The 25,313-nt window shown below is 64.4% G+C and carries 25 protein-coding genes; 9 read left to right on the forward strand and 16 right to left on the reverse strand.

What is annotated here, in order from left to right:
- Nucleotides 1–249 precede the first annotated feature (249 nt).
- Nucleotides 250–1,344, reverse strand: a complete 1,095-nt coding sequence (recA, locus tag D8676_RS15140) for a recombinase RecA (RefSeq protein ID WP_121581913.1) — start codon at nt 1,342–1,344, stop codon at nt 250–252.
- Nucleotides 1,345–1,628: 284 nt separating this feature from the next.
- Here recA and D8676_RS15145 point away from each other — a divergent pair, with 284 nt between their 5' ends.
- Complete coding sequence (locus tag D8676_RS15145) at nt 1,629–2,591, forward strand: carbohydrate kinase family protein (RefSeq protein ID WP_121581914.1); 963 nt, start codon at nt 1,629–1,631, stop codon at nt 2,589–2,591.
- Nucleotides 2,588–3,505, forward strand: a complete 918-nt coding sequence (locus tag D8676_RS15150) for a pseudouridine-5'-phosphate glycosidase (protein WP_121581915.1) — start codon at nt 2,588–2,590, stop codon at nt 3,503–3,505. Before D8676_RS15145 ends, D8676_RS15150 begins: the two co-directional genes overlap by 4 nt.
- A 61-nt stretch (nt 3,506–3,566) precedes the next feature.
- On the opposite strand, the gene D8676_RS15155 is transcribed toward D8676_RS15150, so the two are convergent.
- Nucleotides 3,567–3,890 (reverse strand): TfoX/Sxy family protein, encoded by a 324-nt coding sequence (locus D8676_RS15155; protein ID WP_121582078.1) that lies wholly within the window; start codon nt 3,888–3,890, stop codon nt 3,567–3,569.
- A gap of 94 nt (nt 3,891–3,984) precedes the next feature.
- Between D8676_RS15155 and D8676_RS15160 the strand changes: the two genes are divergently transcribed.
- The gene (locus D8676_RS15160) at nt 3,985–4,482 is read left to right on the forward strand and encodes a GFA family protein (RefSeq protein WP_121581916.1); all 498 of its coding nucleotides are present in this window, start codon (nt 3,985–3,987) and stop codon (nt 4,480–4,482) included.
- Nucleotides 4,483–4,647: 165 nt separating this feature from the next.
- Here D8676_RS15160 and sufA read toward each other — a convergent pair whose 3' ends face one another.
- From sufA to D8676_RS15210, 10 genes are all read right to left on the reverse strand, one after another.
- Nucleotides 4,648–5,034: a Fe-S cluster assembly scaffold SufA gene (gene sufA / locus D8676_RS15165; RefSeq protein WP_121581917.1), complete on the reverse strand. Its 387-nt coding sequence runs from the start codon at nt 5,032–5,034 to the stop codon at nt 4,648–4,650.
- Nucleotides 5,035–5,083: 49 nt separating this feature from the next.
- Nucleotides 5,084–5,404 (reverse strand): hypothetical protein, encoded by a 321-nt coding sequence (locus D8676_RS15170; protein WP_121581918.1) that lies wholly within the window; start codon nt 5,402–5,404, stop codon nt 5,084–5,086.
- A 20-nt stretch (nt 5,405–5,424) separates the two neighbouring features.
- Complete coding sequence (locus D8676_RS15175; RefSeq protein WP_121581919.1) at nt 5,425–5,904, reverse strand: DUF4375 domain-containing protein; 480 nt, start codon at nt 5,902–5,904, stop codon at nt 5,425–5,427.
- 59 nt (nt 5,905–5,963) lie between these two features.
- Nucleotides 5,964–6,386: an SUF system Fe-S cluster assembly protein gene (locus D8676_RS15180; RefSeq protein ID WP_245426828.1), complete on the reverse strand. Its 423-nt coding sequence runs from the start codon at nt 6,384–6,386 to the stop codon at nt 5,964–5,966.
- Between the two features lie 5 nt (nt 6,387–6,391).
- Nucleotides 6,392–7,633: a cysteine desulfurase gene (locus D8676_RS15185; protein ID WP_121581921.1), complete on the reverse strand. Its 1,242-nt coding sequence runs from the start codon at nt 7,631–7,633 to the stop codon at nt 6,392–6,394.
- 89 nt (nt 7,634–7,722) lie between these two features.
- Entirely contained in the window at nt 7,723–8,994 is a 1,272-nt protein-coding gene (gene sufD / locus D8676_RS15190) for a Fe-S cluster assembly protein SufD (RefSeq protein ID WP_121581922.1), read from the reverse strand.
- A 16-nt stretch (nt 8,995–9,010) separates the two neighbouring features.
- Entirely contained in the window at nt 9,011–9,766 is a 756-nt protein-coding gene (sufC, locus tag D8676_RS15195) for a Fe-S cluster assembly ATPase SufC (protein WP_121581923.1), read from the reverse strand.
- A 13-nt stretch (nt 9,767–9,779) separates the two neighbouring features.
- Nucleotides 9,780–10,151, reverse strand: a complete 372-nt coding sequence (locus D8676_RS15200; protein WP_121581924.1) for a hypothetical protein — start codon at nt 10,149–10,151, stop codon at nt 9,780–9,782.
- A complete protein-coding gene (gene sufB / locus D8676_RS15205) occupies nt 10,148–11,668 on the reverse strand; it encodes a Fe-S cluster assembly protein SufB (protein WP_121582079.1) in 1,521 nt (506 codons plus the stop codon). Before sufB ends, D8676_RS15200 begins: the two co-directional genes overlap by 4 nt.
- Nucleotides 11,669–11,898: 230 nt before the next feature.
- Nucleotides 11,899–13,062: a cysteine desulfurase family protein gene (locus D8676_RS15210; protein WP_121581925.1), complete on the reverse strand. Its 1,164-nt coding sequence runs from the start codon at nt 13,060–13,062 to the stop codon at nt 11,899–11,901.
- A gap of 228 nt (nt 13,063–13,290) precedes the next feature.
- On the opposite strand from D8676_RS15210, the gene D8676_RS15215 reads away from it, so the two are divergent.
- Both D8676_RS15215 and D8676_RS27345 read left to right on the forward strand, forming a co-directional pair.
- Nucleotides 13,291–13,965 carry an alpha/beta hydrolase gene (locus D8676_RS15215; protein ID WP_121581926.1) on the forward strand — a complete coding sequence of 225 codons (675 nt, stop codon included), beginning with the start codon at nt 13,291–13,293 and terminating at the stop codon, nt 13,963–13,965.
- A 168-nt stretch (nt 13,966–14,133) separates the two neighbouring features.
- Nucleotides 14,134–14,568: a hypothetical protein gene (locus D8676_RS27345; RefSeq protein ID WP_183097106.1), complete on the forward strand. Its 435-nt coding sequence runs from the start codon at nt 14,134–14,136 to the stop codon at nt 14,566–14,568.
- A gap of 56 nt (nt 14,569–14,624) precedes the next feature.
- Here the strand turns inward: D8676_RS27345 and D8676_RS15225 are convergent, their stop codons facing one another.
- On the reverse strand, nt 14,625–15,761 hold the full coding sequence (locus D8676_RS15225; RefSeq protein ID WP_121581927.1) for an anhydro-N-acetylmuramic acid kinase: 1,137 nt from the start codon (nt 15,759–15,761) through the stop codon (nt 14,625–14,627).
- A gap of 102 nt (nt 15,762–15,863) precedes the next feature.
- Between D8676_RS15225 and tyrS the strand changes: the two genes are divergently transcribed.
- Together tyrS and D8676_RS15235 are read left to right on the forward strand one after the other, a co-directional pair.
- Complete coding sequence (tyrS, locus tag D8676_RS15230; RefSeq protein WP_121581928.1) at nt 15,864–17,117, forward strand: tyrosine--tRNA ligase; 1,254 nt, start codon at nt 15,864–15,866, stop codon at nt 17,115–17,117.
- 156 nt (nt 17,118–17,273) lie between these two features.
- On the forward strand, nt 17,274–17,663 hold the full coding sequence (locus tag D8676_RS15235) for a RidA family protein (protein ID WP_121581929.1): 390 nt from the start codon (nt 17,274–17,276) through the stop codon (nt 17,661–17,663).
- A gap of 28 nt (nt 17,664–17,691) precedes the next feature.
- Here the strand turns inward: D8676_RS15235 and D8676_RS15240 are convergent, their stop codons facing one another.
- Nucleotides 17,692–21,006 (reverse strand): DUF3971 domain-containing protein, encoded by a 3,315-nt coding sequence (locus tag D8676_RS15240; protein ID WP_348629016.1) that lies wholly within the window; start codon nt 21,004–21,006, stop codon nt 17,692–17,694.
- A gap of 182 nt (nt 21,007–21,188) precedes the next feature.
- Here D8676_RS15240 and D8676_RS15245 point away from each other — a divergent pair, with 182 nt between their 5' ends.
- The gene (locus D8676_RS15245; protein WP_121581931.1) at nt 21,189–21,656 is read left to right on the forward strand and encodes a peroxiredoxin; all 468 of its coding nucleotides are present in this window, start codon (nt 21,189–21,191) and stop codon (nt 21,654–21,656) included.
- 338 nt (nt 21,657–21,994) lie between these two features.
- A complete protein-coding gene (locus D8676_RS15250) occupies nt 21,995–23,281 on the forward strand; it encodes a M23 family metallopeptidase (RefSeq protein ID WP_121581932.1) in 1,287 nt (428 codons plus the stop codon).
- Nucleotides 23,282–23,286: 5 nt separating this feature from the next.
- On the opposite strand, the gene D8676_RS15255 is transcribed toward D8676_RS15250, so the two are convergent.
- Complete coding sequence (locus D8676_RS15255; RefSeq protein ID WP_121581933.1) at nt 23,287–23,595, reverse strand: Dabb family protein; 309 nt, start codon at nt 23,593–23,595, stop codon at nt 23,287–23,289.
- Between the two features lie 31 nt (nt 23,596–23,626).
- Nucleotides 23,627–25,240 carry a GMC family oxidoreductase N-terminal domain-containing protein gene (locus D8676_RS15260; RefSeq protein ID WP_121581934.1) on the reverse strand — a complete coding sequence of 538 codons (1,614 nt, stop codon included), beginning with the start codon at nt 25,238–25,240 and terminating at the stop codon, nt 23,627–23,629.
- Nucleotides 25,241–25,313 lie beyond the last annotated feature (73 nt).

A 25,313-nucleotide genomic window follows, 5' to 3' on the forward strand; every position in this document is an offset into this window, starting at 1 on the left:
TTTCAGTGGGACAAAAGATTTTTGAGGGCAGAAATCTTTTCACGGGAGCCAGATGAGGAGATGCCTGCGCCGCCCTGCCATCCTCTCCCCGCAAGCGGGGAGAGGCAAAGCGCTGCTATGGCCGTGCCTCCCCATCCCCCGGGAACAGGCACCGCGAGCGGCGAAGGTCACGGGGCACGGCTTCCCGTCAGCCAAAACAAAACCGCCGGCAGAAGCCGGCGGTCCGTCATGCATCGATTACCGTCGGCGTCACATGCCGCCGGCCGCAGCGTCGTCCTCGTCGAAATCTTCGCGCGAGCCGTTCTCGAGGAATTTCTCGGCGATCAGGCCGGCATTCTGCCTGAGCGCCAGCTCGATCTCGCGCGCCGTGTCGGGATTGTCGCGCAGGAACGTCTTGGCATTCTCGCGGCCCTGGCCGAGGCGCTGCGAATTGTAGGAGAACCAGGCGCCCGACTTCTCGACCACGCCGGCCTTGACGCCGAGGTCGACCAGTTCGCCGGTCTTCGACACGCCCTCGCCATACATGATGTCGAACTCGACCTGCTTGAAGGGCGGCGCCAGCTTGTTCTTCACCACCTTGACGCGGGTCTGGTTGCCGACCACCTCGTCGCGGTCCTTGACCGAGCCGATGCGGCGGATGTCGAGACGCACCGACGCATAGAATTTCAGCGCGTTGCCGCCCGTGGTGGTCTCGGGCGAGCCGAACATGACACCGATCTTCATGCGAATCTGGTTGATGAAGATGACCATCGTGTTGGAGCGCGAGATCGATGCAGTCAGCTTCCTGAGCGCCTGGCTCATCAGGCGGGCCTGCAGGCCCGGCAACGAATCGCCCATCTCGCCTTCGATTTCGGCGCGCGGGGTGAGCGCGGCGACCGAGTCGACCACGAGCACGTCGATCGCGCCGGAGCGCACCAGCGTGTCGCAGATCTCCAGCGCCTGCTCGCCCGTGTCGGGCTGCGAGATCAAGAGGTTCTCGAGGTCGACGCCGAGCTTGCGGGCATAGACCGGGTCGAGCGCGTGTTCGGCGTCGACGAAGGCGCAGATGCCGCCCTTCTTCTGTGCCTCGGCGACCGTGTGCAGCGCCAGCGTTGTCTTGCCCGAGCTTTCCGGCCCGTAAATCTCGATGATGCGGCCGCGCGGCAGGCCGCCGACGCCGAGCGCGATGTCGAGCCCCAGCGAGCCGGTCGAGACAGTCCCGATCTCGACCACCTGCTCGTTCTGGCCGAGCCGCATGATCGAACCCTTGCCGAAGGCACGCTCGATCTGTGAAAGCGCGGCATCCAGAGCCTTTGTTTTGTCCACCGTATTGTCCTCTACGAGCCGCAATGAATTTTGCGCCATGATATCACCCCTTGCTCCTCAATGAAGGCCGGAACTTCTCTGCGTCACAACATGTGTACTCGTTTTGTTCCTATTTTGCAAGAGGCGCTATCTAACTGACTGAATTCGCTTAATAGGATTTGTTACAGTTTCGTTCCCGTGCGGCAAACTATCCACGTCCATAGAACTTCATAACAAGACCGCAGCGGCGGCCGCGACGCCGCCGCTGATTCGGATCGGCGCGGTTGCCTCTCACCCATCCCGCACCCTAATGTCCAGGCGATTTGCAACGTCGCAGGCATCGGATGAGAGCTTCCAGAATCCTCGCGATCGGCGGCGCGCATGTCGACCGGCGCGGCCAGATGACCGGCACCTTCGTGCCGGGCGCCTCGATCCCCGGCACGATGCGCGAGGACGTCGGCGGCGGCGCCTTCAATGCGCTGCGCAGCGCCGTCCAGCGCGGCGCGGAAGGCGCGATGATCTCTTTGCGCGGCGGCGACGCCGCCGGCGGCGCTGTCGGGCTGGCGATCGCCGAGGCGGGCATCCTCGACCTCTCCGCGGTGTTCCTCGACCGCGCGACCCCGAGCTACACCGCGCTGCTCGACCGGGATGGCGACGTGGTGGCGGCGCTGGCCGACATGCAGCTCTACGAGACGGCCTTCCCCAAACAGCTCAGGCGGGCGAAACTGCGCGAGGAGATTGCGGCCGCCGACGCCGTGCTCTGCGACGCCAACATCCCGGCCGTCGGGCTACAGCGGCTGGCTTCCCTCGCCGAAGGCAAGCCGCTTTTCGCGATCGCCATCTCGCCGGCGAAAGCGGTGCGGCTCGCGGAAATCCTGCCCGCGCTCGCCTGCCTCTACATGAACCGGCGCGAGGCGGCGGCGCTCGCCGGCTTGGGCGTCGAAGATCCGGTCGAGGCGATCGTCGACAGGCTGCGGATGCTCGGCCTTCCGCGCGGCGTCATCACTCAGGGCGGCGACCCGGTGGTCGGCTTCGACGCCATCGGGATCACGGCGGTGCCACCGCCCGCGCCGCGAAAGGTGGCCGACGTCACCGGCGCCGGCGATGCGCTGGCCGGCGCGATGACGGTCGCGCTGCTCGGCGGGACGCCGTTCGGCAAAGCGTTGCTCGAAGGCATGGCGGCCGCCCTGCTCGCGGTCGAGAACCCGGCTTCGGTGCCGGCGCTTTCGAAACAGGCGTTCGCCGAGGCATTGGCTCTTGTGTCCGAAGCGGCGGAAAGGCAAATGAGAGCGGGAGCACAGCCATGACGCCAGAAACCGCCCGCCCCTATGTCGATGTCCTGCCCGCCGTGGCCACGGCGCTTGCGGCCGGCCGACCGGTCGTCGCGCTCGAAAGCACGATCATCACGCATGGCATGCCCTATCCGCAGAACAGCGTGATGGCGGCCAATGTCGAGAAGATCATCCTCGGGGAAGGCGCGACGCCCGCCACGATCGCCGTGGTCGGCGGACGCATCAAGATCGGCCTTTCCGACGGCGAGCGGGAAGCGCTGGCGGTGGCGACCGGCCCGATGAAACTGTCCCGCGCCGACCTCGCCTACGCCGTCGCCGAGGGTCGCACCGGCGGCACGACGGTCGCGGCGACGATGATCTGCGCGCACATGGCCGGCATCCGCGTTTTCGCCACCGGCGGCATCGGCGGCGTGCACAAGGGCGCGGAGGAGAGCTTCGACGTCTCCGCCGACCTCGACGAACTGGCGCGCACGCCCGTCATCGTGGTGTCGGCGGGCGCGAAGGCGATCCTCGACATCGAGAAGACGCTGGAGGTGCTGGAGACGCGCGGCGTGCCGGTCGTGGCCGCCGGCTCGGACGTGATGCCCGCCTTCTGGTCGCGCGAATCCCCCTACCGCGCGCCGCTCCGGGTCGACGATCCGAAAGCCATCGCGCGGCTGTTCGCGGCCAGGAAGGCGCTGGGGCTCGGCGGCGGCATGCTGATCGCTAATCCGGTTCCCGAGAGCGACGAAATACCGGCCGGCGAAATGGCCGGTTATATCGAGGTGGCGTATCGGGCGGCGCAGGAGCAGAGGGTCGCCGGCAAGGCGGTGACGCCGTTCCTGCTCGCGAAAATCCTCGAGCTCACCGACGGCGCGAGCCTGAAGACCAACATCGCGCTGGTCGAGAACAATGCGCGGCTCGCTGCGAGGATCGCCAAGGCGCTTTAGGTTCCAGTGCCGGTGATCCTGATTCCGGGTTCCGCTGCGCTACCCCGAAATGACGACGGTTCTACTTCCCGGCCCGCCGGCCTGCCTCATAGGCTTTCCTCGCCCAGGGCGTCATCTCGTCGGCGCTGTCGGCGGCGCCGTCGGGCAACGACCAGTAGGGCATGGCGACCGTTTTGCCGTGGCGCGAATGCACATAGGTCCATCGCCTGCCGCCGGCTGCCTCGTAGTCGGGCGCAACGACGGCGTCGCCCTTCAGCATGAGTTCGCCGCGCAGTTCCACCGCGATGATGACGCCGTCGAAATAGATGCCCTTGCCGCCGAACATGCGGCGGATCGAGACAGGCCCCAGGCCGGAGAACAGATCGGATATCGCGTCGGCGTCCATGGGCAGGAGTATGTCAGCAGGGATGGCGACTGTCATTGCCGGGGGACAGTGGAAACCCATATCCTCCTGACACCAACGGAGGTCGTGCTCGAAAATGCCGGTTCTGCTCAAAGGGTCCTGCCGCTGCGGCGCGGTCGGTTTCGAGGTCGAAAGCCACACGCCCGCACCGTTCATGCTCTGCTACTGCTCGATCTGCCGCAAGCAGCAGGGCGGCGGCGGTTACGCGATCAACCTCGGCGGCGTCTACGAGACGCTGAAGGTGAAGGGCAAGCGCGCGATCGGGGTCTACCGGGCCGAGATCGAGGACGACGAGCGGACGCGCTGCGAGGTGTCGACCGGCGAACGCAATTTTTGCAAGAAATGCGGCTCGGCGCTGTGGCTCTACGATCCGACCTGGCCGGAGCTGGTGCATCCCTTCGCCTCGGCGATCGACAGCGAGCTGCCGAAACCTAGGGAGCGTGTCCACATCATGCTGAAATACAAGGCGTCTTGGGTGGAGCCCGACATCCGCAAGGGCGACAAGACGTTCGACGCCTATCCGGACGAATCGATCGCCGACTGGCACAAGCGCACGAAGATGTGGGTGGAGTGAAAGCAGCGACGCTTTCCCTCCCCATCGCGGAAAGCGTGCCGAGCGAAGCGAGGCGGGCGGGGTAATTATGAAGCGTGGGGCGCAAAGAAAACGTCGCGTGCTGCCTCCGGCTACCCCACCCGGCCCTTCGGGCCACCCTCCCCTCAAGGGGGAGGGAAATCAGCGCTACGCCGCGCTGGCGGCGCGGGCTTCGGCGAGCGCCTTGAGGTCGGCTGGCTTCAGCTCGACGGATTCGCCGCAGCCGCAGGCGGAGCTCTGATTGGGGTTGCGGAAGGTGAAGCCGGTGCGCAGCGTCGTCTTCTCGAAATCCATCTCGGTGCCGAGCAGGAAGAGAGCCGCCTCGGGCGCGACCCAGACCTGCGCGCCGTTCTTCTCGACGTGGTCGTCGCCGGTTTTCGGCTCGGTGACGAGGTCGACCGTATATTCCATACCGGCACAGCCGCCCTTCTTGATGCCAAGGCGCACGCCCCTGGCATTGTCGCGGGCAGCGACGATCTCGTTGACGCGCTCGGCGGCAGCGTCGGTCATCGAAATGACGGCGAAGCGTCCCATGTCATTCTCCAAGCCATGCAGGTTAAAGGCCTGCCGGATGATTCATCCCTTAAAATGGTGAAGTTTTTGGCCCGATGCAAGCAGCACAGGCTAAAGCCGTACGAGCTTCACTCCTGGCATTGAAGGTTGCGGCAAACTCCATCACATCCTCCAGCGTCTCGCCCTCGTGTTGGGTGGTGACTATGAAGCGGCTCCGATCGGAACCATCGCCTATGACAAAATCGTCTATCAAGTCTTCTACTGCAGCCGCATTCTCCCCGACGACCGCGATCAGCACCACGCCGTGGCGCAGGCAGTCCTCGACAAATGGACCAAGAGCATCCGGATTACCAAGCGGCAGTTGCAGCACAATTCTGGGAGCGAGCTTCATTTGACTTCGAGTATCAACAGCTATCTGTTCAAAAGCGCCTTTGCGAACTCGTCAGCCCGGTCTCTATAGCGAGCCCATTCGTCATTGGTGACGGAATAGTACATTGCCTGGGCGGCGCCCCAGCATCGGTCGTTCTTATCGCAGATAGCCTCGACCTGGAGCATACGCTCGTCCCGGTCAAACGGCACCTCGCCGCCGAACTCGTCCTTTGCTGAGCGGGCTGAAGCCGCGAACTTAGCTTGCCCGGTCATTTCGAGACCGCGTATGGCCTCGTCGATCATCGCACCATAGGAATTGTCGAAGTACTGATTGAAGCCACCGTTTTCGACTTCAGCTGTGAGCCACCAAGCGGCGACAACCTCCGGTACGTTTGCAGGCAAACGCTGGATCAAAGCATCGTAGAGCGGACGGTGTTCGAGCGCAGCCCAAAACTCGTCCTTGTATTTATCAAAGAGTTGAGCGCCACCAGACAGCTCGGTGTCCAGTTTCTCTGTCGCCATCGGTTTTTCCGGAGCAACCACAACCAACACCGTCAATGCGGCGGCGCAGGCAGCCCTTCTCAATACCACCCCACCGCGACCTGGGCCTCTTCGGACATGCGGTCGGGGGTCCAGGGCGGGTCGAAGACCATGTCGACCTCGACGTCGGAGACGCCTTCCACCGCGCCGACGGCGTTCTGCACCCAGCCCGGCATCTCGCCGGCGACCGGGCAACCGGGCGCGGTCAGCGTCATCTGGATCTTGATGGTGCGGTCGTCCTCGATGTCGATCTTGTAGATCAGACCGAGCTCGTAGATGTCGGCAGGGATTTCCGGGTCATAGACGGTCTTCAGCGCCGAGACGATGTCGTCGGTGAGCCGCGCCAGCTCGTCGGCGGGGATAGCCGAAGCCTGCGCAGGGGCGGCTTCCGCCGGAGCCGAGGCTTCGGCCGGGAGGCCTGCTGAAGCGTCTGCCGTTTCGGTCGTGGTCTTAACCTCTTCCATAGCCATCACCCGAAGAATTTCCGCGCTTTTTCCAGCGCCTCGACCAGCGCATCCACCTCGGCGCGCGTATTATACATGCCGAAGCTCGCCCTGCATGTGGATGTAACGCCGAACCGTTTCAACAGAGGCTGGGCGCAATGGGTTCCGGCGCGGACCGCGACACCCTGCCGGTCGATGACCATCGACACGTCGTGCGCATGGATGCCCTGCAGCTCGAAGGAGACGATGGCGCCCTTGCCGGGCGCGTCGCCGAAGATGCGCAGCGAGTTGATCGAGCGCAGCCGCTCATGCGCGTAGTCCTTGAGATCGGCCTCGTGGGCTGCGATACGCTCGCGGCCGACCGTCTCCATGTAATCGAGCGCAGCGCCCAGCCCGATCGCCTGCACGATCGGCGGCGTGCCGGCCTCGAAACGGTGCGGCGGGGCGTTGTAGGTGACGTTTTCCTCGGTCACTTCCTCGATCATCTCGCCACCGCCCATGAAGGGGCGCATGCGCTCCAGCATCTCGCTCTTGCCGTAGAGGACGCCGATGCCGGAGGGGCCGTAGACCTTGTGGCCGGTGAAGACGAAGAAATCGCAGCCGAGTTCCTGCACGTCGATCGGCATGTGCACGGCGCTCTGGCTGCCGTCGACCAGCACGGGAATGTTCCGCTTGTGGGCGATCTCGACGATCTCCTTGATCGGCGTCACCGTGCCGAGCGCATTCGACATCTGCGTGATGGCGACGAGCTTGGTGCGATCGGTCAGCCGCTTTTCGAATTCCTCGATGTGGAACGCGCCCTGGTCGTCGACCGGCACCCAGACCAGCCTGGCGCCCTGCCGCTCCCTGATGAAGTGCCAGGGCACGATGTTGGAGTGATGCTCCATGATGGAGATGACGATCTCGTCGCCCTCCCCGATGTTGGGCATGCCGAAACCGTAGGCGACGGTGTTGATAGCGGCGGTCGTGTTCGAGGTAAAGACGATGTTGTCCGTGCTCGGCGCGTTGAGGAAACGGCGCACCGTCTCGCGCGCCTTCTCATAGGCGTCGGTCGAGGCGTTGGAGAGAAAATGCAGGCCGCGATGCACGTTGGCGTAATCGCTGGCATAGGCGTGCTGGATAGCGTCCAGAACCACCTGCGGCTTCTGCGCCGACGCGCCGTTGTCGAGATAGACCAGCGGCTTGCCGTAGACTTCCCGCGACAGGATCGGGAAATCGCGGCGGATCGCCTCGACGTCGTAGGGGGTGGTGGAGATTTTCTGGTCCATGTTTTCCGGCGAATAGCGAATAGCAAATAGCGAATAGATCGCGACCGCTATGCCACCCTATTCGCTACTCCCTATTCGCTATTTGCTTCTCACCCATGTTCGGCGAACCACTTGTCGAGCCGGCCTTCCAAGGCGTCGACAATGGCCTCGTCCTCAAGTTCCTCGATGACCTCGGCGACGAAGGCTTTCACGAGAAGGCCGCGCGCGGTCTTCTCCTCTATGCCGCGCGCCATCAAGTAGAAGAGATGGTTGCGGTCGATCTCGGTGACGGTCGCGCCGTGGCCGCACTGCACGTCGTCGGCGAAGATCTCGAGTTCCGGCTTGGTGGAGAACTCGCCATCGTCGGAGAGAAGCAGCGTGTTGCACGCCATCTTCGCGTCGGTCTTCTGCGCGTACTGGTGCACGTTGATGCGGCCCTGGAAGACGCCGCGCGCCTTGCCGGTGACCACGTTGCGGATGACTTCCGTGGACTCGGTGTGCGGCACGGCATGGTCGAGCACCATGGTCACGTCGGTATGGGTATCGCCGGCAAGAAGATTGATGCCGCGCAGCGTGAAGGTCGAGCCCTCGCCCTTGGCCGCGACATTGATCTCCTGGCGCACCAGCTTGCCGCCGGCGTTCATGACGAACACGACGAGCTTAGCATCCTTGCCGATCCAGGCGTTGAACTGGCCGAGATGCGTGGCCGCCGCGTCGGGCTGCTCCTGCACGATCAGCCAGGTGAGTTCGGCGCCGTCGCCGACGGTCACATTGGCGACCGAGCTGACGAAGGCATCGCCCGTTCCGGTCTGGCGCTCGACGATGACGGCCTTGGCTCCGTTGCCGACGCGCACCGGCAGCCGCACATGCGTCTGGCCGCCGGCCTGGACGTTCTGCAGCTCGATCGGCTGGGAAAGCTCGACGCCCTCGGCGATATCAAGAAAATAACCGTCCGCCACGAAAGCGGTATTCAGCGCGCCGACCGCGTCGTCGGAGCCGCGCGGCTCGAGCGCCGGCGCGAAGCTGCCGTCGGTGAGCTTGTCGGCCACGCGCGTGACGGTGACGCCCTCGACCTTGGCGGTCTTCTCCGAGGAGCGACCGTTCAGCACCGAAAACACGGCCGAACCTTCCAGCACGGGCGCGACGGCCTCGGCCTTCGCCGTCTCGTCGAAGGCCGGCACAGAGGTCAGCAGCCGGCGCAGGTCCGTATAATGCCAGGACTCAACGCGCTTGGTCGGCAGGCCGGTCTTGACCTGCTCTATCGCGTCATCGCGCTTGACCATGACGGCGCCGTCGCCGGGAAGCAGCGACAGGCGTTCGCCGAAGGCGTCGACCAGGGCGGTCTCGGCCGGCGTGAGCTGGGGTACAGCGTGGATGTTCATTCGCTCGCCTCCGGCCTCAGGCCGCCTCGCCGATGATGCCGGCATAGCCGTTCTCTTCGAGCTCCAGCGCCAGGTTCTTGTCGCCCGACTTGATGACCTGGCCGCGGTAGAGCACGTGCACGCTGTCGGGGACGATGTATTCCAGAAGCCGCTGGTAGTGGGTGATGACGACCATCGCACGGTCCGGCGAACGCAGCGCGTTGACGCCGTCGGCAACAATCTTCAGCGCGTCGATGTCGAGGCCGGAGTCGGTCTCGTCGAGCACGCAGAGCTTCGGCTCCAAGAGCTTCATCTGCAGGATCTCGGCGCGCTTCTTCTCGCCGCCGGAGAAGCCGACATTGAGCGGACGCTTCAGCATCGCCATGTCCATGGAGAGATCGCCGGACGCCGCCTTCACCCGCTTCAGGAAATCGGGAATCGACAGCGGCTCCTCGCCGCGCGCCTTGCGCTGCGCGTTCATCGCGACCTTGAGGAACTCCATCGTCGCGACGCCCGGTATCTCCATCGGATACTGGAAGGCGAGGAAGATGCCCTTCGCGGCGCGCTCGGCCGGGTCAAGATCGAGGATCGACTCGCCGTCGTAAAGAATGTCGCCTTCGGTGACTTCGTAGTCCTCACGGCCGGCGAGCACGTAGGAGAGCGTCGACTTGCCGGAGCCGTTCGGCCCCATGATGGCGGCGACCTCGCCCTTGTTCACGGTGAGGTTCAGCCCGCGGATGATCTCGGTGCCGTCTTCGGCGATGCGGGCGTGGAGGTTTCTGATCTCAAGCATATTAGGCCTTCTTCTAATTCTGTCCGCGCCTTGCGATACTTTCGCGCGCAGAGACAACGGCATCCGCGATATTATCTACGTATTGAGCCGAAGTGGCGTCATCATCGAAGGGCCACCGGCCAACTGTCAGGCTAAACGAACAAACATCGATGACTTCGTTTCGCTCCAAATCCAGATCCAACAGATATATCCAATGGCTTGGACCAAAAGAGGCCTTGAAGCCACGCACCAGCACTTGCCAGTTCTTGTTGCGCTCAATCTCCAGATCGATCAAATCTTCGTTTTTAGGGAACCGCTCGTAAAACGCGGTTGTCCTAACCTCTTGGATAATCGCGTCGGTAAAACGCTCCCATCGCAGGTCGATCGTGCCTATGCGTTGAATCACCCCACACTGCCTTCCAAACTGATCCCAATCAGCTTCTGCGCCTCGACGGCGAATTCCATCGGCAGTTCCTGGATGACTTCCTTGACGAAGCCGTTGACGATGAGCGCGATGGCTTCCTCCTCGGGAACGCCGCGCTGCATCACGTAGAACTTCTGGTCCTCGGAAATCTTCGAGGTGGTCGCCTCGTGCTCGAACTTGGCAGTCGCGTTCTTGGCTTCCATGTAGGGCACGGTGTGCGCGCCGCACTGGTCGCCGATCAAAAGCGAGTCGCAGTTGGTGAAGTTGCGCGCGTTGGTCGCCTTGCGGTGCGCAGAGACCTGGCCGCGATAGGTGTTCTGCGAGAAGCCGGCGGCGATGCCCTTGGAGATGATGCGGCTCCTCGTATTCTTGCCGAGGTGGATCATCTTGGTGCCCGAGTCGACCTGCTGGTAGCCGTTCGACACGGCGATCGAGTAGAACTCGCCTTGGCTGTCGTCGCCGCGCAGGATGCAGGACGGGTATTTCCAGGTGATCGCCGAGCCGGTTTCGACCTGCGTCCACGAAATCTTCGAGCGGTCGCCGCGGCAGTCGCCGCGCTTGGTGACGAAGTTGTAGATGCCACCCTTGCCCTGCGCGTCGCCCGGATACCAGTTCTGCACGGTCGAGTACTTGATCTCGGCGTCGTCGAGCGCGATCAGCTCGACCACGGCGGCGTGGAGCTGGTTCTCGTCGCGCTGCGGCGCGGTGCAGCCCTCGAGGTAGGACACGTAGGCGCCCTCCTCCGCGATGATCAGCGTGCGCTCGAACTGGCCGGTGTTCTTCTCGTTGATGCGGAAGTAGGTCGACAGCTCCATCGGGCAGCGCACACCCTTCGGCACGAAGACGAAGGAGCCGTCGGTGAAGACCGCCGAGTTCAGCGTGGCGTAGAAATTGTCGGTCGTCGGCACGACGGTGCCGAGATATTTCTTCACCAGTTCCGGATGCTCGCGGATCGCCTCCGAGATCGAGCAAAAGATGACGCCGGCCTTGGCCAGCTCTTCCTTGAAGGTGGTGACGACGGAGACGCTGTCGAACACCGCGTCGACCGCGACCCTGCGCGGCGCGGCGCCGTTGTCGTTCGCTTCGTCGAGCCCGTCATCGTTTGCGGGCTTCTGCACGCCGGCGAGAATCTCCTGCTCCTTGAGCGGGATGCCGAGCTTGGCATAGGTCTTCAACAGCTCGGGATCGACTTCGTCAAGCGAGGTCGGGCCGGGCGTCGATTTCGGCGCCGCATAATAATGAATGTCCTGGAAGTCGATCTTCGGATAGTCGACGCGCGCCCAGGTCGGCTCGTCGAGCGTCAGCCAGCGGCGATAGGCGCCGAGCCGCCATTCGAGCATCCAGTCCGGCTCGTTCTTCTTGGCCGAGATGAAACGGATGATGTCTTCCGACAGGCCCTTCGGGGCCTTGTCCATCTCGATCTTGGTCTCGAAGCCGTATTTGTATTGATCGACATCGATCTTGCGGACTCGCTCGATCGTCTCCTGCACAGCAGGCATCGCGTTCTCCATCCATGCAGGGTTCAAGGCCCTGCCGTTTTCAAACTATGGCGCCGCTGGGACGGCGTAAGTTCGATATATAGTGCATCCGTTCCGGGAATTCACCCCGGCGGACGGCATGACACCGTCCCGAAAACGCACCGGCTCAAGGCCTTTCGGCCCAATTCCACTTTCCTTCGAGCACGATCCTGTCCAGGAAACCGGTTCCCTCAGGGATCATGCCCGGCCGCTCACGCGGCCTGCGTCGTCCTTCCCGTCCTGCGCGCCAGCATCTGCGCGAGCGCCTTCGCGAACAGGTCGATGTCCTTCGCCATGGTGCCGCGACCGATCGACACGCGCAGCGCACCGTCATTGTCGAAGCCCATCGCCTTCAGCACGTGGCTCGGCCCGACCCTGCCGGACGAACATGCCGAACCCGCCGAGAGCGCGACGCCGGCAAGATCGAATCCGATCTGCGCCGTCTCCGCCTTCAGGCCGGGAATAGCGAAGAATGTCGTGTTGGCAAGACGCTCGGCGTCGCGTCCGAAAATCTCGGCGTCGGGCGCCAGCGACAACACGGTATCCTCGACGCGGTCGCGCATCGCGGCGAGTTCGCCCGCGTGCGACAGCCCGTTCCGCGCGACTTCGGCCGCCGCGCCGAAGCCGGCGATGCCGGCGAGATTTTCCGTGCCGGCGCGGTGGCCCTTCTCCTGGCCGCCGCCGGTGACGAGCGGCTTCGGCATCATCAGGTCCGACGCGGCGACGAAAGCGCCGACGCCCGAGGGCCCGCCGATCTTGTGCGCGGAGAGAATAATATAATCGGCGAGACCGCCGGCTAGGTCGAGCGGGATGCGGCCGGCCGCCTGCACCGCGTCGAGCACGAGCACGCCGCCGGCTGACTTCACGATCTCGCCAATCTCGTGCACGGGTTGAATGACGCCCGTCTCGTTGTTGGCGAGATGGATGGCGACGAGCGGCAGGCCCTCCTCGCGATCATGCGCGGCGAGCGCGGCGGCGAGCGCAGAGAGATCGCAGACACCGTTCGCATCGACAGCGATGCGCATGGCGCGCTCGGGAGAAAACCGTCCGCCGCCGAGCAGGCAAGGATGATCGGCTGCCGAGACATAGAGCTTCGACATGCGGATATCGCCGCGGCCCATCCGCCACTCCGGCGTCAGCAATGTCGAGGCGGCCTCGGTCGCGCCCGAGGTGAAGACGACGTGGTCGGGCTTCATGTTGACGAGTGCGGCGACTTCGCGGCGCGCGTCCTCGACGATGCGGCGCGCGTTGCGGCCCTCGCCGTGAACCGACGAGGGGTTGGCGGACGCGTCGAGCACGGCAAGCATGGCCGCCCGCGCCTCGGATAGCAGCGGCGCGCTCGCATTGTAGTCGAGATAGGCGCGGTAGCCGGTCATTTTTCGTTCGATCCGTCGGCTCGGAGGGCAATCTATAGGGAAGGCGCGTTATTTCCTTGAATTTACAAGGCCAGCCGTCCTATTTACCCGCTTTGCCGGTCGGGTGGCACGCCACCCAGTTTTGAACAATTCTAAACTAGCTTCTAGGAAGGCGCGCGTCCCGCGTCAATGGCTGCGGGAAGAATTGAACCGGCCGGCAGCGTGCAAGATGCGGTAAATGGAGTTTTTATGCCTGAGGTTATTTTCGCGGGTCCGGCAGGTCGCCTCGAAGGACGCTACCAGCCGTCCAAGGAGAAGAGCGCGCCGATCGCGATCATCCTTCACCCTCACCCGCAGTTCGGCGGGACGATGAACAACAAGATCGTCTACGATCTTTTCTACATGTTCCAGAAGCGCAACTTCACCACGTTGCGCTTCAACTTCCGCGGCATCGGACGCAGCCAGGGCGAGTTCGACCACGGCACCGGAGAGCTGTCCGACGCGGCAGCCGCGCTCGACTGGATCCAGTCGCTGCATCCGGACTCGAAGACGTGCTGGGTCGCCGGCTATTCCTTCGGCGCGTGGATCGGCATGCAGCTGCTGATGCGTCGTCCGGAGATCGAAGGCTTCATCTCGATCGCGCCGCAGCCGAACACCTACGACTTCTCCTTCCTCGCTCCGTGTCCGTCGTCGGGCCTGATCATCCACGGCGATGCCGACAAGGTCGCGCCGCCGAAAGACGTGCAAGGTCTGGTCGACAAGCTGCACACGCAGAAGGGCATCACCATCACGCAAAAGACGTTGCCCGGCGCCAACCATTTCTTCTCGAACGACTCCGAACTTCTCATCGAAGAATGCGCGGACTATCTCGACCGTCGTCTCGCCGGCGAGCTGTCGGATCCTCGACCGAAACGTCTGCGCTGATCGTCTCGGCGCCGATCAATAATGACGCGCGCTTCACTAGTGTGACCTTGGCGACAGTGTCGCGGTGGAAAGTTCTGTCGGGCGCTCTACAACTACTCGACAGCCGACTTACTGCATGTCAGGCTCCACTTGTGACGAATCACAATCCCTAGACGAGGGGGAACTCACGTGAGCAAGACTGACACTACCAAGAAGCGTGCCATGGCCGCGACAGCACCGAAGGCGAAGACGACGGCGAAACCCGCCGCCAAGAAGCCGGCGGCGAAAGCTGCGGCGAAGCCTGCTGCCAAGGCCGCTGCGAAACCCGCCGCCGCCAAGAAGGCGCCGGCCAAGAAGCCTGCCGTGAAAGCCGCGGCGAAGCCTGCTGCAAAAGCTGCTGCGAAGCCTGCCGCCAAGAAGGCGCCGGCCAAGAAGCCCGCTGCGAAAGCTGCGGCGAAGCCTGCTGTCAAAGCTGCTGCGAAGCCTGCCGCCAAGAAGGCGCCGGCCAAGAAGCCTGCCGCGAAAGCTGCTGCGAAGCCTGCTGCCAAGACGACGGCCAAGCCCGCTGCAAAGAAGGCTCCGGCAAAGAAGCCTGCTGCAAAGAAGGCTCCTGCCAAGAAGTAAAGTCTCACAGCTCAGGCTGTGTTTTTCGAAGGGCGTTCGGTTCTACCGCGCGCCCTTCAGTCTATTGAGGACTTCGCATTGAGGACCCCGCCGCTCACCGGCCTGTCGCATCCGGTCGTCGTCGGGAACGTCAGCGGCAATCCGTTCAAGGAGCGCACGGCGAGATAGGCCCAGGCCTCCGCCTCGGTGGCGTCGCCGTCGAGCTTCACGTCCTCGGCGACAACGACCCTGGCGCCGCTCTCCTGCGCGCCGACACTGAGATCGCCGACGATGTGCGGGTTCTTGCGGCCGCCGCCGCAAATGATCCAGAGCTTCGGCGCCTCTGGTAAATGCTCCGCCGATTTCAGGATCGCCTCTGCCGATACCGTAGCCAGCGTCCGCGCCCCGTCCGCGAGTTCGAGGCCCCGCGCCGGCTCCAAAGTAAAATCGTTTCGGTCAAGAGATTTGGGACCGCTCTTCTCGAAGAACTTGTTGTCGAGATAGCGATCGACAACGGTGCGGATGACACCGCCTTCGCTGGCGATCGCGCCGCCGGCGTCGAAGGGCACGCCGCCCTCGCGCGCCACCCACTGGTCGATGAGCGTGTTGCCCGGTCCCGTATCGAAGGCGACCGGATCGCCTTCGCGCGGCACGTAAGTAATGTTGGAGATGCCGCCGATATTGACGAAGACCATCGGGAAGTCGCCGGCGAATTCCGCCGGCAGCGAATGCGCAAGCGCCGCATGATAGGCAGGCACCAGCGGTGCGCCCTGCCCTCCATGCTCCATGTCGTTGGCGCGCATGTCGTGGACAACGGGAATGCCTGTCTCCCGCGCCAGCAGCGCGCCGTCGCCAAGCTGCACGGTCAGGCCGAGATGAGGACGGTGCAGCACCGTCTGTCCGTGGAAGCCGATGACGTCCACGGCTTGCCATGCTGCCGGAGCCGCGGCGAGAAAATCGCGCACCGCGCGCGCGTGGCGCAACGTGATCTCGCGCTCGAGCGCGGCGAGATCGCCGGGCCGCTCGTCTCGCTTCGCGATCGACTTCGCCGTATCGAGTGAGGCCTCGATCCGGCGGCGAAAGGCTGCGTCATAGGGCACCGACAGCGAGGGTCCGGTGGCGGCGACAGTCTCGCCGTCCGTCTCCAGCGCCGCGACATCGATGCCGTCCATCGACGTTCCGCTCATCAGGCCAAGCGCACGCAGTGCTGTCATTTTCGCCGCCGTTCTTGTGATTCCCCGCCGCCGGATGCTAAACGCCCGCGATCATACTTGCCATCGCGGCCAAGGCCGCAGGCGATCTCTCGGGAAAACGAAATGTCCGCCTTCAAGTCCGATTTCCTGCGCGTCCTCGACGAGCGCGGTTTCATCCACCAGATCTCCGACCCGGAAGGTCTCGACGCGCTGTTCAAGGCCGAGACGGTGAGCGCCTATATCGGCTTCGATCCGACAGCCCCCAGCCTGCATGCCGGCGGCCTCATCCAGATCATGATGCTGCACTGGATGCAGCAGACAGGCCATCGTCCGATCGCCTTGATGGGCGGCGGCACCGGCATGGTCGGCGATCCGTCCTTCAAGGACGAAGCGCGCAAGCTGATGACGGTCGAGACGATCCAGGAGAACATAGACGGCATCAAGAAGGTCTTCTCGAACTACCTCACCTTCGGCGAAGGGCCGCGCGATGCGCTGATGGTCAACAATGCCGACTGGCTGGTGAAGCTGAACTATCTCGAATTCCTGCGCGATGTCGGCCGGCACTTCTCGGTGAACCGGATGCTCTCCTTCGATTCCGTCAAGCTCAGGCTGGATCGCGACCAGTCGCTGTCGTTCCTCGAGTTCAACTACATGATCCTGCAGGCCTACGACTTCGTGGAGCTGAACAAGCGCTACGGCACGCGGCTGCAGATGGGCGGCTCGGACCAGTGGGGCAACATCATCAACGGCATCGACCTCGGCCACAGGATGGAAACGCCGCAGCTCTTCGCGCTGACCTCGCCTTTGCTGACGACTTCGTCCGGAGCGAAGATGGGCAAGTCGCTCAACGGAGCGGTGTGGCTCAACGCCGACATGCTGAGCCCCTACGAGTTCTGGCAATACTGGCGCAATACGGAGGACGCCGACGTCGAGCGTTTCCTGAGGCTCTACACGACGATGCCGCTCGACGAGGTGGCGCGGCTGGCAGCGCTCGGCGGATCTGAGATCAACGAGGCCAAGAAGGTGCTGGCGACGGAAGTGACCGCCATGCTGCATGGCCGCGCCGATGCCGAGCAGGCCGCCGAGACCGCGCGCAAGACGTTCGAGGAAGGCGTGACCGCCGACACGTTGCCGACGGTGACTGTCGATCGCGCAGCGATCGCGGAAGGCGTCGGCATCCTGTCGCTCTTCGTCAGCGCCGGGCTCGCATCGTCCAACGGCGAGGCGCGCCGCCACGTCCAGGGCGGTGCGGTGCGCGTCAACGACCAGCCGGTCGCGGACGACCGCCGCATCGTCACCGAGGCGGACGTGACCGCCGATGGCGCGATCAAGCTGTCGCTCGGAAAGAAGCGGCACGTCCTTGTTCGGCCGAGTTGAGCCCCCAAAACTGCAAGGCGGAAAACTTCACGTCCGAAGGTTGAAATACGCAGCATAGGTCATACGTGTCCGCATACGCCGCGTATGCGAACAATGCGCTGCTGCCGATGTGTCCCGAATGGGACGCGTCGGTCATCCCTCACAGGAGTTTTCAGCATGAAGCGCGAGGCAATTTCTCCCGAGCATCCGCACGCCAATTTCAAGGCGCATGCCTATTCGCCCGCCATCAGGTCCGGCGATCTTCTCTTCGTCTCAGGCATGGTCGGCGCGCGCCAGGACGGCTCACCCGAACCTGACCACAAGAAGCAGGTCGAACTCGCTTTCCAAAACCTGCAGGAGACGCTGAAGGGCGCAGGCGCAACCTTCGACGACATCGTCGACGTGACGATCTTCATGACGGACCCCGAAAGCCAGATCGACACCGTCCTTGAAGTGAGGGATCGCGTGTTCATGCAGGACCCGCTCCACAACATCACGGCGCTCGGTGTGAACTGGCTGGCCGGTTTCGATTTCGAGATCAAGGTGATCGCCCGCATTCCATCGTAGGCGGAAGGCGACGCAGGCTCGATCGCCCTCAGCGGAATTCGAAGATGGACCGGAAGATGCCGGGCGCGATGACGGAGAGCGGGTTGATCTGCACGGCAGGCTGATCCGCGTCGCCCTCGAGCTTGAAGGTCACGCCGATCAGGCCGCGGTCGCGGCCGTTGCCGAGCAGCGCGCCGATGATCGGTATTTCGCCGAAGATGCGGTTGAGACCATAGGCCGGCATGAAGGTGCCGGTCATGTCCATGTTGCCCTTGGTGTCGTAGAGCATGCCCTGGAAGCTCGCGCCGACCAGCGGCCCGCGCAGGATGCCGTTCGACAGGTTGAGATAACCCGGCCCCTTCTCGATCTGCGAATAACAGCGCTCGAAGGCGACACGCGAGGTGTCGATATCGCGCCTGACCGCCTGGTTGAGGCTTCTCTCTCCGCCCGGCGGCGTAGTCGAGACGATCGAACTCAGCCTGGGCTCGTTGACCAGGAAGAAATCGCGCGCGTCGACCTGCCCGGTCATCGGGCCCTCGGCGCCGCCGGTCAACGAGAGGTCGATCCGGCCGCCTTCCATGTGCTTGTAGATGTCGAGGAAGCGCAGGATCGCGCCGGCGTCCGTCGAGCTCATGCGCATGGCGCGGCCGTTCCCTTCGGCGCCGTTGCGCAACTGCACCTTGGCGCCCGAACCCGCGACTGCATCGACTTCCAGCCGATCCACCCTGTCGCCGCGGCCGCGATATTCGAGCTTCAGGTTGGAGAGTTTCTCGTCGTTGAAGCCGGTGACCGACTTCACGTCCACGCTGACCGAAACGGATCCGCTTTCAGAGGCCTTGGTGGCGGTGCTGGTGTCGGTGGTAAACTGCCGGACCACGGAGCGCGCGTCGAGCGATTTGCCGGTGACGTCGACGGCATATCCCTTGCCGGATTGTTTTACGGTTATTGCGACGTCGTCGTTGCGGTTGAGCCGCACCCGGCTGAACTCGGCCTGCGACAGAGCACCGTCCGAAAGCGTGACGGAACCGGCGATGCCGAAGGTCGCGCCGCTGAGATTGAAGTCAGACAGCGTCGACTTGCCGTCCGCGTTCTCGAGCAGGAAGGTGACATTGCCCGCTATGCCCGGCCCCTTCGTCCATCCTGCCCAGGGGATGTTGAGCTGCGCGCCGGTAAGATCGGCGGTGACCAGCTGCCCGCCGCCTTCCTGTGAATCGAGCGCCACCTTGACCGGTCCCTTCACCATGGCATCCAGACCGGGCACAAGCTGCTCGCGCGTCTTCTCGTCGAGGACAAGCGTGATCGTGCGCTTGCGTTCCACATCGCTCGTACCGAGCGGCTCGACCGCGGCGATCTCGGCGGACACGCCGCTGAGCTTGGCCTTGGCGGCGATGACGGCTTTCGTCTTCTCGACTGATATCGTGCCTTCGGCTTCGGTAACGACCTGGCCGTCGATCGGCCTGGCGATCGACAAGCCCTCGTAGTCGAGCGCCACCAGCCAGTTCAGCCGGTCCCGGTCGACGCCTTTCTGCAGCGGGATGTCGGCCTTCACATTGCCGGAAACCTGGCCCGTGAAGTCGTCCGGCACCAAGCCGACATAGCGCATGGCGTTGATCGGATCGTAGGAAGCGAGCTCGGCAACCGCCGGCGCCTCGCCGGCGACGTCGATGTCGAGCGCGCCGACGACGGGCTGCACATTCGCCTGCTTAACGACCAGAACACCGTTGCTGGCGGCGACGGTGCGGCCGCTCGGCAGATAGACCGTGCCGGACTGAAGGGTGATGTCGACGTCGTTGCCGCGGTAGTCGACCGTGCCCTTCGCGTCGCGCACCGGAGGAATGAGGCCGGCGGTATCGAAACGCGTGCCTTCGAGCTGGAAAGTGCCGAAGGATTCGTTCGCGGTCAGCGGCAGCTCCGCGCCGCTCGGGCGTCCGGGCTCGACCTGATATTGCAACTGCGCTTCCGAGACGCGGCCGCCGAAGACGTTGTTGAGGACCCAGTTGCGGGCACCGCGGGCGGAAAACCACGGCCAGAGCTGCTTGACCTGCGACACCGGCATGTCGTGCACGTTGAAGGCAACGGACAGGCCGGGCGCCTTGCCTTCGACGAAGCGCATGGTGGCGGTGCCCAGCGCTTCGCCGCGCCCGCCCTTCACGACGATGTTGTCGAGCGACAGGATCCTGTCCCGGGTCAGGTACGTCCCGGCGACCTGGAGCGCGGTGGCCATCGCCGGTTCGGGCGATCCTTCGGGCGCGACGGTCGAACGCGCGCTGACGAGATTGAACCGATAGGCCGGCGCGTCATCGGGATTGTCCGTGGCGGGGCGCGGGCCGAGCAGACCCTTGAAGTCGAACTGCGACCGGCCGGTCGACACCTGCAGCCGTTCGATCTCGACCCTGTCGGCGCCGCTGACGAAGCGGGCGGCAACATCGACGCCGCCGGCGATGATGCCGCGCGGTCCGAGGTCGAGCGCGGAATCGGCGAGCTTCAACGATGCGTTTAGCTCTGCCTCGCCGGCGCCGTTGCCCTCGGCACCGGTGAGTTCCAGCTCGACCGCGCCCAGCCGGCTGGCGCTGTCGCCACCTGTCGCCGCTTCCTCAGGTTCCGAGGCGTCGGCCGCGAATTCGAGGTTGGAGATCTGCCCGGTCGAACGGTCGCGCGTGGCCCGGGCTGACAGTTCCACGGTGCGGCCGCCGACTTCCAGTTCCGACGACAGAGCCAGACCGTCCCCCTTGGTGTCGGCGAGGTCGGATTCGACGACGCGGACGCTGACGATCCCCTCGCCGGCCGGCAGCACCAGTTCGACATTGTCGAGGCCAATGCGCCGAAGCGACTTCGCGCCCATGGCGTCGAGCGCCTTGTGGACGAAGGCGAAAACGGCGCCGGCGACGCGGTCAGGCTCGACCAGGCCGCGCTCGTCGGTGAAGGCGGCCAAGAAGTCCGGACCGTCGCCAGAGCGCAGGCCCTCGACCATAATGCGGGCATCCGACAGGCTAGCGCTTGAAACGCGCACGTCGCCCGACAGGAGCGGCAGCAGGCGGACGCCGAAGCGCACGGCGCGGGCCTCGGCGATCATCTGGCCGTCGTCCGCGCGCTTCAGGCTGACGTCGCTGACTTCCAGGGCAAGCAGGCTCATGCCGTCGAGAGTGATGCGCGCAGGACCGACCACGGCGTTGACATCGACGCCGGCAGCCTTCTCCAGCGCCTGCTCGGCGGCGACGCGCAGCCGCTCCGAGCCGATGCCGGAAGCGCCGACAGCATAGATCGCGGCAAACGCCAGCAGGACGAGCGCGGCCGCGCCGCCGGCGATGCGCAGCAGGATCGTCCCGGCACGTTGCGGCAGCCATTTGCGGGCAGGCTTGCGCACTGTCCCGGCGGACGGCAGAGTTGCCAGATCGGCTATCTCGCAGCGCCGGAACCGTATCTTTTCATGCCTAGGTGGTTCGTGCTCCACACGATTTTCCGTATCTCGCGTCGGCGCCGTAGACGACTCCTGCCGCAACACTATATCCCTGCAGCCGTTCATGTAACCCAATCAAGGGCATAGCTATGGCCGAATTGACGCCAGGAGACGACGCGCCGCAATTCTCACTGCCTGCCGACGGCGGCGGAGAGGTCCGGCTGACAGAGCTTCGCGGCAAAATCGTGGTGCTGTTCTTCTATCCGCAGGACAACACCCAGACCTGCACCGTCGAAGCGATCGATTTCTCGAAATTCAACGACGCCTTTCGCGAGGCGGGCGCGGTCGTGATCGGGATATCTCCCGACAGCCTGAAGAAGCACGCCAATTTCAGGAAAAAGCACGGGCTGACGACGCCGCTTGCCGCCGATGAATCACGCGAGGCGATCGAAGCCTATGGCGTGTGGGGCGAGAAGACGATGTTCGGCAGGAAATACATGGGCGTCATCCGCTCGACCTTCCTCATCGACCGCGACGGGAAGATCGCGCGCATCTGGCGCAAGGTCAGGGTTCCCGGCCACGCCGAAGAAGTCCTCGAAGCAGCAAAGGCGCTTTGACGTTTTTTCCGACCGTGGAACAATATCTTTCCAGCGACGTTTCTTCATCTGAAAACATCGTGGGAGAACAATATGTTACGCGGAGTTTTGCTCTGGCTGCTCGGGATTCCAATTCCCATCATCATCCTGCTATGGCTCTTCCTGGATTAGCCTAGCAGTCCGCCCAGTACGCGTATCCTGCGTAGCAAAGCCCTCGCCGTCCTTCACGGAGACGAGGGCTTTCTTTTGCCTCCACCATTGCCGCCGACCCCGCCGCAACGAACCCCGCTAAGGGCTTTGTTAACCTTAACGATGTGTAATCGCCGCATTGTAATCTAGCGGCGTGGGCACTCGTTCCAGTGGCAGAAGCAAATCGGTCAACGGTCTTCGGCAAGCGCAACGAACCACACACGGTCATCATCGCGCGCGGCGACGACATCCGTCATTTCCAGGTCCGTCCGTGGCTCGTGGCGGTTGCCGGCTCGGCATTCGCCGCGATGGCGATCGGCTATCTGCTGGCGACCACCTATCTGGTGCTGAGGGACGACCTGATCGACGCCACGACGGCGCGGCAGGCTCGCCTGCAGCAGGCCTATGAGGACCGCATCTCGGCGCTGCGGGCGCAGGTCGACCGCATCACCAGCCGGCAGATGCTCGACCAGCAACTGATGGAAACGAAGGTCGGCGAACTGCTCGAGCGGCAGACACAGCTCACGGAGCGGCACGGCCGCCTCGCGCCGATCACCGACCGGTTCGGGGCGGACGCCGCGGCCTTGCCGGCCTCGGCCCCGCTGCCGCCGGACAAGCCGGAGGACGGGTGGGAAAACGGGCCTGACCTGCGCGCCACGCTCGACACCGCCGCTTCCGGCCAGCCGGTCCTGGCTGGCGCTTCGGCCCAACCCTTCTCCTTCTGGTCGACGCGCAATTCGCCATCGGTAGAGGGCGAATCCTCCGCCGACCGCGCCGACCGGCTGTTCGTCGCCATCAACCAGTCGCTGCGCACGATCGAATCCGAGCAGCTTTCGCGCATCAACACGCTCGCCCAGGACGCCTACCAGACGGCCGACGCGATCTCGGACGTGCTGGAGGATGCCGGGCTGCGGGTCGAGGCCGGCAGCGGCATCGGCGGTCCCCTCGTGCCGATCGACAACCCCGCGCTCTTCGACGCCAAGGTCAAGGAACTCGACGAAGCGCTTGAAATGCTTGACCGGATGAAATCCGAAGCGCGCCGCCTGCCGATTGCCAACCCCTCGCCCGGCCACTCCGTCTCCAGCACGTTCGGCGTGCGCAAGGACCCGTTGCTGGGATCGCCGGCGCTGCATTCCGGGATGGATTTCCGTGCGCCGATGGGGTCGGAAGCACACGTCACGGCGCCAGGCACGGTGGTGAGCGCCGGCTGGAACGGCGGCTACGGCCGCATGGTCGAGGTCGAACACGCCGACGGCTTCACCACGCGCTACGGCCATCTGAGCAAAATCCTGGTCAAGAAGGGGCAGCAACTGTCTGCCGGCGATATCGTCGGCAAGGTCGGCAGCACCGGCCGCTCGACCGGTCCGCACCTGCACTACGAGGTGCGCCGCAACGGCGAGGCGCTCAATCCTTCCCGCTTCCTGAAGGCAGGCAGGAAAGTCAGCCAGTACCTCTAGTCAGCCTAGGCTCCCACATCGAAGACAAAGAGCCTGTCGGTGCCGCCGTCGATTGCGCCGACAAGGCGTGCGCCGGCCTTCTGGTGATCCGGATGGACGAGGTAGGCGTCGCGTGCCGCGGCGTCGCGGAAGTCGATGGTGAAACCATCGGTGTAACCGCGCGCGAAGGGTTCCGGGCTGACATTGGGGCCGAAGGTCATCCCACCCATGCCATCGACGACATTGCGCAGCGCGTCCAGCTCGGCATGGATCGCCGCACGCTCCGCGTGGCCGACGTCGGCGCGGAAGGAAAAGAAAACGCAATGTCTGATCATTGGCTCAACACCCTCAAGCGGCCGTGCGGCTTTACGAAAAGACGACCGGGGCCAGAGGCTCGCGGCCGAGAATGATGTCGGAGCCCTTTTCGCCGACCATGATGGTCGGTGCGTTGGTGTTGGACGACGGCACGCGCGGCATGATCGAGGCGTCGCAGACACGCAGGTTCTCGATGCCGCGCAGCCTGAGGTCCGGCGTCACCACCGCCATCTCGTCATGGCCCATGCGGCAGGTGCCAACCGGGTGGTGATCGGTCTTGGCGCTGTTGCAGGCATAGTCGAACAGCTGCTCGTCGGTCTGCAGCGACGGGCCGGGCAGCACCTCGCGCTCGACGAACGGTTTCAACGCATTCTGCCGCATGATCTCGCGAGCGATGCGCAGGCCCTTGATCGAAATCTCGCGATCGTAGGGATCGGCCCAGTAGTTCGGGTCGATGAGCGGCGCAGCAGCGGGGTCGCTGCCCGACAGCCTGACCGAGCCGCGCGAGCGCGGCCTGAGGAAGGCCGAGTTCAGCGTCACGCCCGGATTCTTCAGCTTCTCGACGCCGGCCTCGATGCCGGAGCCAAGCCCGAGATGGAACTGGATGTCGGGCTGCGCCGCGGTCGGATCGGCGTACCAGAAGCCACCTGTCTCGAAGAGGCTGGAGGCCACCGGCCCCTTCCTGAAGAGCAGGTATTGCAGCCCCGCCCAGGCCGAGCGGTGGAGCTTTGCGTAATTGTCATAGGTGAAGTCGCCGGAGCATTCGGCGATGACGAAAAGGTCGAGATGGTCCTGCAGGTTCCGGCCGACGCCGGGCAGGTCGTGCACCGGCTTGACGCCGACCGACTTCAGGTGATCGGCCGGGCCGATGCCGGAGAGCATCAGCAGCTTGGGTGAACCGATGGCGCCGGAGCTGACGATGACTTCCCGGTCCGCATGCAGGATTTCCGGCTGGGCGCCGGGGTTGGCGACGATCTCGACACCGATCGCCCTACCCTCCTCGATCACCACGCGGGTGACCATGACGCCGGTGCGCACGGTGAGGTTCTTGCGGCTGGCAATCGGCTGCAGATACGCGACTGAGGCCGAGGAGCGGCGGGCGTTCTTCTGCGTGAGCTGGTAGTAGCCGAGGCCCTCCTGGCTGACGCCGTTAAAGTCCGGGTTGAAAGGGATGCCCATCTCCTGGCCGGCGCGGAAATAGGCCTCGCAGATCGGCAGCGGCGAGACGGGATTGGAGACGCCGAGCGGGCCGCCATAGCAGTGATAGTCGTTGGCGTAGCGCTCGTTGTTCTCGGCGCGCTTGAAATAGGGCAGCACGTCGCGATAGCCCCAGCCTGACAGCCCCTCCTCCTTCTCCCAGGCGTCGTAGTCGCGTGCATTGCCGCGCGTGTAGATCTGCGCGTTGATGGAGGAACCGCCGCCGATCACCTTGGCCTGGGTGTAGCGGAAGACGCGGCCCTTCATGTGCTTCTGCGGCACGGTCGACCAGCCCCAGGAGGCGATGCCTTTGGTCATCCTGGCGAAGCCGGCCGGCATGTGGATCAGCGGATGCCAGTCGCCGCCGCCGGCTTCCAGCAGCGTGACCGAGTTGCCGGGGTCTTCGCTCAGCCTGTTGGCGAGGACGCAGCCTGCCGGCCCGCCGCCGACGATGATGAAGTCGCTCATGGGAGTGCTCGCCGAAGGAACGCTTGCGTGGTCGAGAAAGACCCCCTCTCCGTCTCGGGCTTCGCCCGAGCCA

This window comes from Mesorhizobium sp. YM1C-6-2, from assembly GCF_003666685.1.
Classification (GTDB): Bacteria; Pseudomonadota; Alphaproteobacteria; order Rhizobiales; family Rhizobiaceae; genus Mesorhizobium_K.

Excerpts from the sequence above, each read along its gene's own strand:
- D8676_RS15150 (WP_121581915.1), top strand. The coding sequence starts at position 2,588 with ATGACGCCAGAAACCGCCCGCCCCTATGTCGATGTCCTGCCCGCCGTG.
- sufA (WP_121581917.1), bottom strand. The coding sequence starts at position 5,034 with ATGGGACGCTTCGCCGTCATTTCGATGACCGACGCTGCCGCCGAGCGC.
- D8676_RS15175 (WP_121581919.1), bottom strand. The coding sequence starts at position 5,904 with ATGGCGACAGAGAAACTGGACACCGAGCTGTCTGGTGGCGCTCAACTC.
- D8676_RS15235 (WP_121581929.1), top strand. The coding sequence starts at position 17,274 with ATGAAGCGCGAGGCAATTTCTCCCGAGCATCCGCACGCCAATTTCAAG.
- D8676_RS15255 (WP_121581933.1), bottom strand. The coding sequence starts at position 23,595 with ATGATCAGACATTGCGTTTTCTTTTCCTTCCGCGCCGACGTCGGCCAC.
- D8676_RS15245 (WP_121581931.1), top strand. The coding sequence starts at position 21,189 with ATGGCCGAATTGACGCCAGGAGACGACGCGCCGCAATTCTCACTGCCT.
- D8676_RS15260 (WP_121581934.1), bottom strand. The coding sequence starts at position 25,240 with ATGAGCGACTTCATCATCGTCGGCGGCGGGCCGGCAGGCTGCGTCCTC.
- sufD (WP_121581922.1), bottom strand. The coding sequence starts at position 8,994 with ATGAACATCCACGCTGTACCCCAGCTCACGCCGGCCGAGACCGCCCTG.
- D8676_RS15215 (WP_121581926.1), top strand. The coding sequence starts at position 13,291 with ATGCCTGAGGTTATTTTCGCGGGTCCGGCAGGTCGCCTCGAAGGACGC.
- D8676_RS15145 (WP_121581914.1), top strand. The coding sequence starts at position 1,629 with ATGAGAGCTTCCAGAATCCTCGCGATCGGCGGCGCGCATGTCGACCGG.
- tyrS (WP_121581928.1), top strand. The coding sequence starts at position 15,864 with ATGTCCGCCTTCAAGTCCGATTTCCTGCGCGTCCTCGACGAGCGCGGT.
- D8676_RS15185 (WP_121581921.1), bottom strand. The coding sequence starts at position 7,633 with ATGGACCAGAAAATCTCCACCACCCCCTACGACGTCGAGGCGATCCGC.
- D8676_RS15170 (WP_121581918.1), bottom strand. The coding sequence starts at position 5,404 with ATGAAGCTCGCTCCCAGAATTGTGCTGCAACTGCCGCTTGGTAATCCG.
- D8676_RS15180 (WP_245426828.1), bottom strand. The coding sequence starts at position 6,386 with ATGGAAGAGGTTAAGACCACGACCGAAACGGCAGACGCTTCAGCAGGC.
- D8676_RS15160 (WP_121581916.1), top strand. The coding sequence starts at position 3,985 with ATGCCGGTTCTGCTCAAAGGGTCCTGCCGCTGCGGCGCGGTCGGTTTC.
- D8676_RS15155 (WP_121582078.1), bottom strand. The coding sequence starts at position 3,890 with ATGGACGCCGACGCGATATCCGATCTGTTCTCCGGCCTGGGGCCTGTC.
- sufC (WP_121581923.1), bottom strand. The coding sequence starts at position 9,766 with ATGCTTGAGATCAGAAACCTCCACGCCCGCATCGCCGAAGACGGCACC.
- D8676_RS15225 (WP_121581927.1), bottom strand. The coding sequence starts at position 15,761 with ATGACAGCACTGCGTGCGCTTGGCCTGATGAGCGGAACGTCGATGGAC.
- D8676_RS15210 (WP_121581925.1), bottom strand. The coding sequence starts at position 13,062 with ATGACCGGCTACCGCGCCTATCTCGACTACAATGCGAGCGCGCCGCTG.
- sufB (WP_121582079.1), bottom strand. The coding sequence starts at position 11,668 with ATGCCTGCTGTGCAGGAGACGATCGAGCGAGTCCGCAAGATCGATGTC.
- recA (WP_121581913.1), bottom strand. The coding sequence starts at position 1,344 with ATGGCGCAAAATTCATTGCGGCTCGTAGAGGACAATACGGTGGACAAA.